This is a genomic window from Coleofasciculus sp. E1-EBD-02 (assembly GCF_040218245.1).
In the GTDB taxonomy this organism is placed as follows: Bacteria; Cyanobacteriota; Cyanobacteriia; order Cyanobacteriales; family Coleofasciculaceae; genus Coleofasciculus.
Genome location: NZ_JAVJQN010000169.1, coordinates 1 through 12103 on the forward strand (window position 1 = coordinate 1; position 12103 = coordinate 12103).

The 12103-nt window shown below is 45.6% G+C and carries 10 protein-coding genes and 1 pseudogene; 10 read left to right on the forward strand and 1 reads right to left on the reverse strand.

The annotated features are described in order from the left end of the window. Positions 1-36 precede the first annotated feature (36 nt). A pseudogene (locus tag RIC07_RS26785) lies at positions 37-165 on the forward strand (ISL3 family transposase); the annotation flags it as partial. 662 nt (positions 166-827) lie between these two features. On the opposite strand, the gene RIC07_RS26790 reads toward RIC07_RS26785, so the two are convergent. Then, the gene (locus RIC07_RS26790) at positions 828-2849 is read right to left on the reverse strand and encodes a protein kinase domain-containing protein (protein WP_446397176.1); all 2022 of its coding nucleotides are present in this window, start codon (positions 2847-2849) and stop codon (positions 828-830) included. Positions 2850-3092: 243 nt separating this feature from the next. Here RIC07_RS26790 and RIC07_RS26795 point away from each other — a divergent pair, with 243 nt between their 5' ends. The 9 genes from RIC07_RS26795 to RIC07_RS26835 all read left to right on the forward strand — a co-directional run bounded on the left by RIC07_RS26795 (position 3093) and on the right by RIC07_RS26835 (position 12063). After that, positions 3093-3641, forward strand: coding sequence for an FHA domain-containing protein (locus RIC07_RS26795; RefSeq protein WP_446380851.1), 549 nt, complete (start codon positions 3093-3095; stop codon positions 3639-3641). Positions 3642-3884: 243 nt separating this feature from the next. Then, positions 3885-4259 carry a four helix bundle protein gene (locus RIC07_RS26800; protein ID WP_446397177.1) on the forward strand — a complete coding sequence of 125 codons (375 nt, stop codon included), beginning with the start codon at positions 3885-3887 and terminating at the stop codon, positions 4257-4259. A gap of 349 nt (positions 4260-4608) precedes the next feature. Continuing rightward, a complete protein-coding gene (locus tag RIC07_RS26805) occupies positions 4609-6489 on the forward strand; it encodes a mechanosensitive ion channel domain-containing protein (RefSeq protein ID WP_446397178.1) in 1881 nt (626 codons plus the stop codon). 257 nt (positions 6490-6746) lie between these two features. Further along, positions 6747-6938, forward strand: a complete 192-nt coding sequence (locus tag RIC07_RS26810) for a hypothetical protein (protein WP_446397179.1) — start codon at positions 6747-6749, stop codon at positions 6936-6938. Between the two features lie 70 nt (positions 6939-7008). Continuing rightward, entirely contained in the window at positions 7009-7680 is a 672-nt protein-coding gene (locus RIC07_RS26815; protein ID WP_446397180.1) for a response regulator transcription factor, read from the forward strand. A 226-nt stretch (positions 7681-7906) separates the two neighbouring features. After that, positions 7907-9178: a sensor histidine kinase gene (locus tag RIC07_RS26820; RefSeq protein WP_446397181.1), complete on the forward strand. Its 1272-nt coding sequence runs from the start codon at positions 7907-7909 to the stop codon at positions 9176-9178. Between the two features lie 51 nt (positions 9179-9229). After that, complete coding sequence (locus RIC07_RS26825) at positions 9230-10726, forward strand: thymidylate synthase (protein WP_446397182.1); 1497 nt, start codon at positions 9230-9232, stop codon at positions 10724-10726. Next, a complete protein-coding gene (locus tag RIC07_RS26830) occupies positions 10723-11265 on the forward strand; it encodes a deoxycytidylate deaminase (RefSeq protein ID WP_446397183.1) in 543 nt (180 codons plus the stop codon). Before RIC07_RS26825 ends, RIC07_RS26830 begins: the two co-directional genes overlap by 4 nt. Positions 11266-11307: 42 nt before the next feature. Next, positions 11308-12063, forward strand: a complete 756-nt coding sequence (locus RIC07_RS26835) for a dCTP deaminase (RefSeq protein ID WP_446397184.1) — start codon at positions 11308-11310, stop codon at positions 12061-12063. The last annotated feature ends 40 nt before the right edge of the window (positions 12064-12103 follow it).

Consider the following 12103-nt stretch of genomic DNA (forward strand, 5'->3'; position numbering starts at 1 on the left):
TGTAGCTAAAAACAATAAATTAACAGAAGAAGAGGTCGAATCAAAGAAGCTTCGCCTTTAATTGGAATTATGCATTCATTAAAAGAAGAATTGCATCAAATATTTGAAGAAAGTCAAAACCTGGGAGAGGGAACTTTAAAACTAATTGATTGGTTAGACAAGGCAACTAGATCTAGTTTGTCCAATTGCGCGATCGCTCCGACATTCGGCTTGTAGTAAGGGCTTTAGCCCTAGATTCTGTTGGGTTGAGCGAAGTCGAAACCAAACCTACAACCTATTCCACTATTTTAGCTGTGTCACACCATTACAATTGACTTTATGATGGGCTTGAGTAAAGGGCGACCCGATCATATTGAGTGGAGGAGCGTTTTTAATTAATGCAAGCGGGTCGCCCCTACCGTTTCAACTAAAGGTGATAGGCTTCTAGATAATCAAGATTCAAATTCTATCAGTTCACGTTGATATATTCTCCTATAAAGTGGCTTCATTATCAGCAATTTCAGTATCCAGTTAACGCCGATATGCAGCCATATATTCGACAAGTTCATCAAGGAATAGTATAAACATTTCCAGGTTTTTCAGTCTGGCAAATGCTACATATAACGCTACGCGCTCAACTTTCTTGCAATAGGCTTTCTTGCAATAGTTAAGACAAAAGCTTACCTGACAAGGGATTGAGCGTATTTGAATTTTTCTTCATTTGTCCTAACCTTAGTGCGTAGTGCTATATTTTAACCCGTTTTAACAGGTTTTAGCTTTTAGCCCGAACTTTAGTTCCGGGCTTCTTCTTCTTTAGTTCCGGGCTAACCCCCGGTGAGATAGGGGTTTCATTTCTTCGCTTCTGCTGCGATTAACATCGTTGCAGCATATTCATTATTAGGTTGAATTTCCAGCGCCTTTTTCAAAGACGCGATCGCGTCATCGAACCGTTCTAATTCCATATAGGCTTCGGCTTTGTTAATCCAGGCGTTGGCAGAATTGGGTTTAAGCTGAGTGGCGCGATCAAGAACCGGAATCGCTTTCTCCGGTTGACCTAATAAAATCAACGCCACGCCTTGATTAATCCAGGCTTCGGCAAAATCTGGCTTCAGGGTTGTGGCTTTTTTGTAGAGGTTTAGCGCTTCTTGATGTCTTCCCAACTGATCCAACGCCGCACCCTTACTCCATAACGCTTCCGGATAATCAGGGTTAATGGCTAAGGCGCGATCGCACGCCTGAATCGCTTCGGTTGGACGAACCTGAGTGTTTAAATCATAGCAGCGTTGCCAATGGGTTTTGGCATTGGCGGTATTAGGGGAAGGAGAAGCCGATGGAACAGGTGATGGTGTTGGCTGAACCTTTGTTGGCTTTGGCGCTACGGGAGTTGGTGTTGACGTTGCTGGTTTGGGGGGTGCAGGATTTTGAGTGACTGGGGGTGACTTTTTCACAGAAGGGGAAGGAGTTGATTCCGGTGAAGGAACAGGAGAGGATTGGTTATTGGGTTTTGGTGTATCAGGAGTAGGCTGTTCAGACGTAGGTGATTCTGAGTCTGAACTGGGATTCGTCGTTGTCTCCTCCGTGGAGGAAGATTCAAGGGATGATCTGGGGGAGGCTTGAGTTGCAGAGTTCGCAGAATTAACAGTTAATTCCTGACTCTGATTCGTCGTTTTGCTGGTAAACTGCGGAATCAGCCGTGTTGTCGCGACTCCAGCAATTCCGCCGACAATGCCTAAAATTGCTACAACCCACCACAGATTCAGCCCTCGTTTTGGGTTGGAACCGGGTGTAACAATGGTGGGGACTGAACTCCCGGATGCGGGTTGGGAATTCCGCCAAGTTTCGGGTAACTGAGTGCTACTGGTGTCTGAGGGGGATGTGGTTGGGGAATCTGGAAAACCTCTCTCCAAACCTCTCTCCTGCAAGGAGAGAGGTTTTGAATGTTCTGGAAGCGATGCTGTGGTGTCTGAGGAATCGGGTAATCGTTGCGTTGTATCGGAGGCTGGGATATCGCTGGATAGGCTTTGCAGGGCGTCTAAGGCTTCGGTGGCGGTTTGATAGCGATCGCGGAAGTCATACCGAATCATCTGATCCAAAACCTCTGCCAAGTTGAGATTAACATGAGGGGCTAAATCACGCCACTGAATTTCTCCTGTCTCTGGATTTTCCCGCAGCAGTCGGGGATGTGTCCCGGTTAAGGCTTGAATCCCTAAGATACCCACTGCATACACATCACTACTAAACCGGGGTTGTCCACCCAACTGTTCTTTAGGAACATAGCCTTGAGTACCAATGGAAATAGTTAAATTGGTTTGTCCTTGAGGATGACTAAATTGAGTGGTAACTTGCTTCACCGCACCAAAGTCAATTAGGACAATTTTGCCATCCTGTTGGCGGCGAATCAGGTTAGAGGGTTTGATATCGCGATGAATCACATTTTGCTCATGGACATACGCCAAAACCTGGAGAATATCCTGTAGTAAGGCAATAGTTTTAGATTCTAACCATTGCTGACCTTTTTTAAATTCCTGGGTGAGGGGATTGCCAAGAATTAATTCTTGTGCTAAATAAAATTCTTGATTCTCTTCAAAATGTGCCAGCAGCCGGGGAATTTGGTCATGATTACCCAGTTGATAGAGGACTTGAGCTTCGGTGTCAAATAGGCGTCTAGCGGTTTCCAGACTGGCGGCGTCAGTGGTTTTAGGTTTAAGTTGCTTAATCACGCATTGGGGATGTCCAGGTAAGTGGAGATCTTGCGCCAGAAAGGTTTGACCAAATCCGCCTATTCCCAGTTGACACTCGATTTTATAGCGTCCACCGAGAGGTTGATCCGTATTTGTGGATTGAAATCGACGGAAAAGATTAAAGCTCATGCCCTACCGCTCATTACAGGAAAACTGAAGCCTTGACCTACTATCTTAATTATTTTTAACGATATGATTTTGATAGTGACCTAATCATCATTATCCTTATTCAGAATCCTTTACCCGATTGTTGAATCGACGACCCAAAAAATTTGACGTGACAACAGGCGTTGCGGTTTCAGCAAATGTCTACATTATCACTCAAAAAACGGGAACCATTACTATAACAGGTGTTCGAGGTCTACCACGTCTATGTATATTCAATTAACCTGGGAAGATCCAGAAATGGGGGAAGTTAAGCGATCGCTCTTAGCTGCACCGATCGCGATCGGTCGAGAATTGGATCAAATGCCAGAGTATTGGGGAGGAGAGTCGGTATCTCGGTTAGAACTGGCGAACCCAGAGATCTCCCGGTTTCATGTCCTGATTACGATGGCAAATAACCAAATCTATATTACCGATCAACGTAGTGCTAACGGTACCTTTCTAAATGGGCGACCCCTGCGCCAAGCCAATCAACCCATTTCCTTTAAAGATACCCTACGGATGGGTCCCTATAAAATGACCGCCACCTTAGTCCACAGCAATGATCTCAACGCCACCGCCCAGAGTCCCAACGTATCCAGCTTTACGCCGTCGATGAAGTCTATCCCCCAAAAGAAAGTGGTGATCTGGGCGATTGGAATCGGCGTTCTCTTATTAACCACATTTGGCGCATGGGCAGTAGCCAGCACTATTTTAGAGCGATCGCGCCCCCAACCGTCGCCCACAGAGCCGTCTAGTAGTCGTCTGGTGAAATAAAGATGGGGGAGCTGGGGAAGCGGGGGGAGCTGGGGAAGCGGGGGAAGCGGGGGAAGCGGGGGAAGCGGGGGAAGCGGGGGAAGCGGGGGAAGTGGGGGAAGCGGGGGAAGCTGGGGAAGCGGGGGAAGCGGGGGAAGCGGGGGAAGTGGGGGAGCTGAGGGAGTTGGGAAGGCTGGGGAGGACTAACTTAGAGTTTATTTGAGTAGTAAGTATTTGGTTTAGTCGAGGAAGATGAGTAGAAACATGTTGAAAAGCCATAGAGACTTAGAAGTTTATAAGATGGCGTTTGATTCAGCCATGATAATTTTCGAGTTATCTAAAAAATTTCCTGTAGAGGAGCGATATTCTTTAACTGACCAGATTCGTCGTTCTTCTCGCTCAGTTTGTGCCAATCTAGCAGAAGCATGGCGTAAAAGACGATATGAAGCTGCCTTTATTGCTAAATTGAATGACTGTGAAGCAGAAGCGGCTGAAACTCAAACTTGGATAGAGTTTGCTGTTAAATGTAGCTATATGGATATTCAAGTCGGTCGAGAAGTTTATGGGACTTACAACCAAGTTTTAACAGGTTTCGTCAACATGATCAACAATCCTTCACCCTGGCTTATGAAGCATTAAATTTATCCAATTAATTTACCCAATTAGTGATTTTTAAAATCTGGCGCTAGTAGTCATTTGTGAAAATAACCCATCTCTAAAAATGCTCCCCCTGCTCCCCCTGCTCCCTCTGCTCCCTCTGCTCCCTCAGCTCCCTCTGCTCCCCCTGCTCCCTCAGCTCCCTCTGCTCCCTCAGCTCCCTCTGCTCCCTCTGCTCCCTCGGCTTCCCCTACTCCCCCGGCTCCCCCGGCTCCCTCTAAGACGTTGGCGGTTTATCCTGTTAGGGTTATTGACGCTGCTGCTAACACTGAACCCATTTCCCAGCTTTGCCCAAACATCCCCAACCAATCATAATGACAAAGCACCAATCGTGCTAGATGGTCGCGTTTTATTGCAGGTAAGAAGTTTAAATAATAACTATACAGCAGAAAATCGGGCAAAGCGGATCAACGATATTTTGGCGCAAGCGGTGCAATCCTCTCAACCTGCAAGCGTTGAAGTGAATCAGACAGAGGATCAAACCACGCTAACTATTCCTTCCTTGCTTGAGTCAGACCATTTACTCACTGTAACCGACAAGGATGTCCTACCAGAACTAACGGCTCTTCAGCAAGCCCGAATTTGGCAGAGAATTCTGGAAAAGGCATTTGTACAAGCCCAATTTGAGCGATCGCCCGCCTATATTCGTCAGGCGTTAGGCTTTGTCCTTGGGGCGATACTGGTTGCGATCGCGATTCATCTGGGTTTACTGTTTCTGGGAAAATGGGTGTCTCATCGCTTGAGAGTGTGGCTAGGACAACCCACCTCCTCCTTTCACGCCTGGGAAGATCCCGCCCAATTCATGGTACGCCTTGCCCAACTAGGGTTACAGGGCGGATTATGGATCGCGATCGCCTATTATGTGACCGATTTGTTTCCCGCCAGTCGGATTTGGCGCTATGAGTTATTCGATTTTATCGCTAAGGTTTTTGGTATTCTTAATGCGCCAGTGATTAGCTTAGGTAGTAGTAAATATTCTGCCCTAGAATTACTATTGCTTTTGGGCTTGACTGTTGGATTGTGGTTTGCGGTTAGTTCTCTCACCAAGTTGTTTAAATCCTATGTCTTAGCGCACACCGGGGCTGAACCCAGATTGCAAGAGGTGATTACTGTCCTCACTCAGTATGTTCTCACCTTTCTCGGATGGATTGTCCTGTTACAAATTTGGGGTTTAGATGTTGGGTCTTTAACCATTCTTGCCAGTGTCCTCGGTGTGGGGATTGGTTTTGGGGTGCAGAATATTGCTAATAACTTTATTAGCGGGATTATTATTACCTTTGAACGCCCCATCCAAATCGGCGATTTTGTCAAAGTCGGTGATTTACTGGGAACCGTAGAACGCATTGGCGCACGTAGTACGGAGATTTGTACGTTAGATCAAGTTACGATTATCGTACCCAACTCACGCTTTTTAGAGACTGAGGTAATTAACTGGAGTCACGGGAATCCGATTTCTCGGCTGCGGATTCCTGTGGGTGTGGCGTATGGATCAGATATCGATAAAGTCCAAACCGCGTTACTCGAAGCCGTGAAAAATCATCCCGAAGTGCTGCTGCAACCGCCGCCTCAGGTATGGTTTCAAGGGTTTGGGGAGAGTTCCCTGGACTTTGATTTACTGGTGTGGACAGGAGAACCGAAGAAACAGTTTAAAGTTAAAAGTGATCTCAACTATCGGATTGAAGAATGTCTGCGTCATCATACGATTGAGATTCCCTTTCCGCAACGGGATTTACATCTGCGATCGCCTAAACTTGACGAAATTTTTAACCTGTTATTATATCGGGATGCATCAACATCGTCTCCTCGATCAATTGAGCCGACGAATGGGAATCAATCCCACCCTACTCCCCTTTCTCAACCGCAAGATTCCCTGGCGGCTACGACTGAGATATCCGGATCAGTATCCCGGACAATCACTCCAGCCAAAACCCTAACCGAGACAGAAATTGAAGCATTAGTTGCAGCGATGCGGGGTGCAGATGGTGTAGAAATAAAAGACCGCCGTTATCGAGGAAATCTTTATCCTCAATGCTTCATTGGTGCAGAAGCCGTGGAATGGCTAGCACAACGGACTCAGGGTTCTCGACAAGAAGCGATTCGCATCGGACAAATTTTGATTGATAGCGGTATTATCCATCATGTTATTGATGATTATCCGTTTCAAGATGATTATTCATTTTATCGATTTTATCGGGATGATCGTCTGGTATGACTTGAAGCTAGGGCGTCGGAGATCGGACTCATGACAGGATGATGCCTACCGGAGTGGCTACGGGTTTTATGGCAAGGCGGAAACTATTGGGCGGTTTTATCGAGTTTTTTACTTTTTGAGTTTAACTTGGCAGATGAACCCGAAAAATTCAGGGCTGTTTAAGGGTTTAACGGCGATGAACGCCAAGTAGAAACGTATAAGCAACTTGATTACCCCGGTAAGAAGGTTGAATTTGGAAAATTTTAGGAGGTAATGCTGTGAAGCTGAAGATTATCGCTTTTTCACTGTTGTTGGGTTTGACATCATTGCTGGGAGCTTGTCAGACTGATACAACTACACCTGATGAGACGGGTGTAGAAGAGCCAACTCCAGCAGGTGAAACTGAGGTTATGCCTGGAGAGGAAGAGGCTATGCCTGGAGAGGAAGAAGACGGTGAGGCTACGCCCTAAACCTAGCTTGATCAGAACGTGAACAGCTTACCTTGGGAGAGATAGGTTCTATTAAGTAACAGGTGCACAGATGAGACTTTTACTCGTGGAAGATGATGAGCGCATTACCGATGCCCTAGAAGAAGATCTCACCGATCAACATTATGCGATCGATGTGGCGCATGATGGAGAGGAGGGGTTAAATCTCTCTGATTCTGTCACCTATGACTTAATTTTGCTCGACATTATGTTACCCAAAATCGATGGGATTACACTTTGTCGGCGACTACGCTCCCAAGGCTGTAGCACTCCGATTCTGATGCTAACGGCAAAGGATACAATTACGGATAAGGTTGTGGGATTGGATGCAGGAGCTGATGACTATTTGGTTAAACCCTTTGACCTGCAAGAGTTATCAGCTCGCATTCGAGCTTTACTGCGTCGGGGTGTTTCCACCGCCCCCCCGGTATTGGAGTGGGGTAAACTACGGTTAGATCCAAGTACCTGTGAAGTTTTTTATGAAGATCGCCTCTTATCGCTTTCACCCAAAGAATATTCGTTGTTAGAATTTTTCTTACGCCATGGTCGTCGTGTATTTAGCCGCGCTCAAATCTTAGAACACCTGTGGCCCTTTGAGCGACTCCCGGAAGAAGCGACGGTGAAAGCGCATATCCGCAGTTTGCGACAGAAACTTGAAGCTGGCGGCGCTCCCAGTGATTTGATTGAAACGGTTTATGGTTTGGGTTATCGTTTAAAACAGTGATTGATACTTGGGAAAAATTTATAATTAAAACATCATAAGTTAGTCAGGGCGGGTTGAGTTCAGTTAGAGGTTTTCTCCTCAAGGTTATCGGTAAAACCCGCCCCTACGCTCGGTCAGGGCGGGTTTTGAATAAATGTTATTATACATAGTGAAACGAAAGCACATAAACCCGCCCCTACACAGTCAAAACTCAGACGTAGGATGCTACGTCTCTACAGTTCTTAGAATGTTTCAAGGTTTACGCTGGCGTCTATTGTTGTCTTACCTAACTGTAATGGCAGCAATTTTGAGTCTCTTTGGCACGGGAGTTTATGTCTTTGTTAGCCGCAATCTTTATTACCAACTGGATAAAAAACTATTGACTCTGGCTCAAGCCGCCGCCGCCTCGTTTACGCCTGTGAAAATGAAGGGACCTCAATATCTTAATCAAGTGGATGCGGTTCCCTGGCGTGATATTTTTAATCGGGATCAGCAAAGCTTAGAATGGTTTGATGCCAAGGGTCAACTTTTGGCAAGTCGAGGTGCTCTAGAGTTGGACTCTCGACTCCGAGTCGGTTCTCAAACTCAAGAGGAAAAGCAAAAGCCTAGACAAGTTCGCACGTATACCATTTCTGTGTTTAAAGATGGCTCAACTCCCAATCAGCCCTCTCTAGAAGGGTATATTCGCGCCTCGCAATCGATGGAGGATATCCAAATCGTCCAACGCCAAATGCTGTGGGGATTGGGAATGGGTGGTGTTATGGGGTTAGGTTTAGTAGGTTTGGGTGGACTGTGGTTGACACAGAAAGCGGTGGAGCCAATTGAGCAAAGTTTTCAGCAACTTAAACAGTTTACGGCGGATGCGTCTCATGAGTTACGCAGTCCTTTGATGGCGATTAAAGCATCGGTTGATGTGATGCGAAATCATCCGGAACGAATTCATCCCAAGGATGCGAAAAAGTTAGCGGCGATCGCGAGTGCTACGGATCAGATGAGTCACTTATCAGAAGACTTACTTTTTTTAGCGCGAAACGATAGTAAGATATCAACGCCTAGCCGTGAGAAAAGCACAATCTCTCTGAATAAGATTTTAAAGAACTTGCTGGAGTTGTTAGAACCTTTTGCACAAGACAAAGAGGTGACACTCGATTTTCAGTGGCTAGCCACAGTTTCTGTGGTAGGGGATGAATCACAACTGAGTCGTTTATTTTGTAACTTGCTGGAAAATGCGATTCAATATACGCCGAGTCAAGGGAAAGTAGACCTGATTTTAGCCAAAACTAATCGTTTTGCTATTGTGAGTATTAAAGATACCGGAATTGGCATTGAGCGAGAACAATTACCCTTTGTGTTTGATCGCTTCTGGCGGGCGGACAAAGCCCGTTCTCGGCGCGAGGGGGGGACAGGGTTGGGTTTAGCTATTGCTGCTGCGATCGCGCAGCGTCATGGTGGGAAAATCACGGTGACGAGTCAGGTTGGAGTAGGAAGCTGCTTTCAGGTGCGTTTACCTGCTGTTTAACTCCGGTTCTTTGCTATTGTAGGCTAGAGATTTCTTAACTCGCAGCCTCCTATGACAGCTAGCGCTCAGATCACTCAATTCCAGTACAAACCCCTACACAAACCCAACCAGCTTATCTATGGTACGGGTCAGACGGCAGTGGTTACAGGTTGGACAGTTAAACATGCGATCGCGAAACAGTTACAACCTTATGAGTTTGCTGTTATCGGTCAACTCTATAGTCCGACACGGGGTATCAGCCTGCTGATCCGGAATCTATTAGCGAATCCTCATGTCCGCTACCTTCTGGTTCTCAACGCCACGAAGGAAGACCAAAATGCTGGGGGTGGGATATGCTTATTAGATTTCTTCCGCCATGGGTTTACTGAAGGGTTCAGCGATACAGGGCGTCGCTGTTGGGTGATTCGGTCTGCGATTCCTGGCTATATCGATATTGAAATTGAGGCTAATGCTTTGGAAACTCTCCGGCAATCGGTGGAGTGGCAAGAGGCGAAATCAATAGCTGAAGCCGTGAGTCAGGTTAAGTCTTATGCGGTTAGGGATAGGGTTGAACCCTGGGGTGCGCCGCTAGAATTTCCCCAAACAGAAGCCGTGCCAACCGTCTTACCTGGATCACGTTACGGACATCGGATCGAAGGCAAGACAATTGCCGAAACCTGGGTGAAAATCATTCATCGGATTAAAACAACCGGAACCCTTCGACCAACGGGTTATGATGGGCAATGGCAAGAGTTAATTGATTTAATGGCGGTGGTGACGGATGAACCTCCAGGGTTCTATTTCCCTGAACCCAACTATTTACCCTGCGATCGCGCTTTTATTCAGGAATACATTCACCAAATTTTAGATGATGCGCCTTATCGAGAAGGTGTGAAATATACTTACGGTCAACGTCTCCGTTCGTGGTTTGGCAAAGACCAAATTGAGCAGATTATTACCAAATTAATTGGAGAAATTGATGCGGCGAGTGCCGTGATGTCTCTGTGGGATGTTAAAGACCACGAACAAGGGGGTAGTCCTTGCCTGAATCACCTTTGGGCGAGGGTTGTTGATAATGAGTTATCACTGACCGCGACTCTCCGCAGTAATGATATGTACATGGCGTGGCCCTCGAACGCCATGGGACTACGCGCCCTACAACAGTATATCCGAGACGAAATCGCCCAACGCTCTAGTTATGATTTGCGAATGGGACCATTGATTACTATCAGTCAGAGCGCTCATATTTATGATGACACATGGGAAAATGCGGATCAATTAATCCGAAAACAATATCCTGCAATTTGTCGGAATCGAGACTTTTATGACCCTGTAGGTAACTTTTTAATTGAAATTAACGCCAACAAAATCGTTGTTAAACAAACAACTCCTGGTAGTGGCGAAGTCGTGGCGTGCTATTCAGGCAAAAATCCCCTAACGCTGATCAGGGAAATTTGTGCAGCTTCCCCAGCTATTCAACCCGATCATGCCGCTTATTTGGGAATGGAGGTACAAAAAGCCGCAGAATCACTAAAAACGAATACGCCCTATAGTCAGGATAGTAAATGACACCATTGAATCAAGAGCGACCAACATGGGATGAATACTTCCTCATGCTGGCAAAACTTGCCGCTACTCGCTCAACTTGCTTGGCTTTTCCGGTTGGTGCAGTAATTGTTAAAAACAAACAAGTTTTAGCCACTGGCTACAATGGATCACCCGCCGGATCAGCTCATTGTACAGAACAGGGATATTGCTACCCAGGTTTAAGTAGCTGTGATGCTAGCAAAGAGATGCCATCTCGTGCTGTTCACGCTGAAGCCAATGCGCTGGCACAAGCCGCTAAACATGGCATTGCGACGACTGATGCTAGTATTTACGTCACCCTAGAACCTTGCCTTTCTTGTTTAAAACTGATCATTTCTGCTGGCATCCATGAAGTCTTTTATGAAACTCCCTTTAACAGTGGAGGCAGTATTCTGGTTAGAGATTCATTTATCAATGAGGGTTTAGTTACCCTGAAAAAAATTCAGCTATCTGATGAAACAGCAAACAGAGCGGCATCATTTTTATTAAATCCAACGTCTGTTGCTAGAGCTAGCGTATAACCGTTATCTCATACCCAAACTAATAGTTGAGGTCAAGGAACTGTGTTTAGCGATGTTGATATTGAAAAACAACTAGAATCTCAAAAGAGAGATCCAGATACAGGAATCTCAATAGAGCCTTTTGAGAAAAAGTATTTAACACCTGTTGGTTATGATTTGCGAGTTGGAAAAAAAGGATTTTCTTGGAATAATAAACGTGAAGAAAATATTGAAAGAGACGGTGGAATTGAAATTGAACCTAGGGATACAGTAGTGATTGAGACGTTGGAGTCTATAACTTTATCCAGGGAGGTGGGAGCAACTATTCATGCCATGGCTACACGGGTTAATTCTCAAGGATTATCTCACATCTCTACTACTGTAGATCCCGGATGGACTGGTAAACTTTTAATTTCTTGCCACAACTATCGCGATAGTCCTGTAGAACTTCGACTGGGAGATTCTTTCTGCACAGTTTGCTTTTTCAGAGTAGAGTCTCAAGCTAAAGTGTCTGTTGGAAGACCTCCTGACAGAGATGACATCTGGCAGCAGCTTATAGAAAAGGCTAGTCGAGAAAAACAGCAGCTTAGAGAGAAGGCTAATCAAGAAAAACAACGACAGGAGCGAGAAATAAAAGAAGAGAAAGAGAGGGAAAGACGGGAACGTCAAAATCGATTATTCGGGATGGCTTCTTTTGCTGTTGTCGCTTTAGCTATTGGTATTGTAACCTCTTTAATTGATCCAGTGATAGGCGCTTCTTTAGCGGCTGTTATCGGTGGTATAAGTCCTTTTGTTGTCGAGATATTAAAAGCCAAATAATATCTTTTAAATAAATCATCCTGAATTAACTAATTAACTT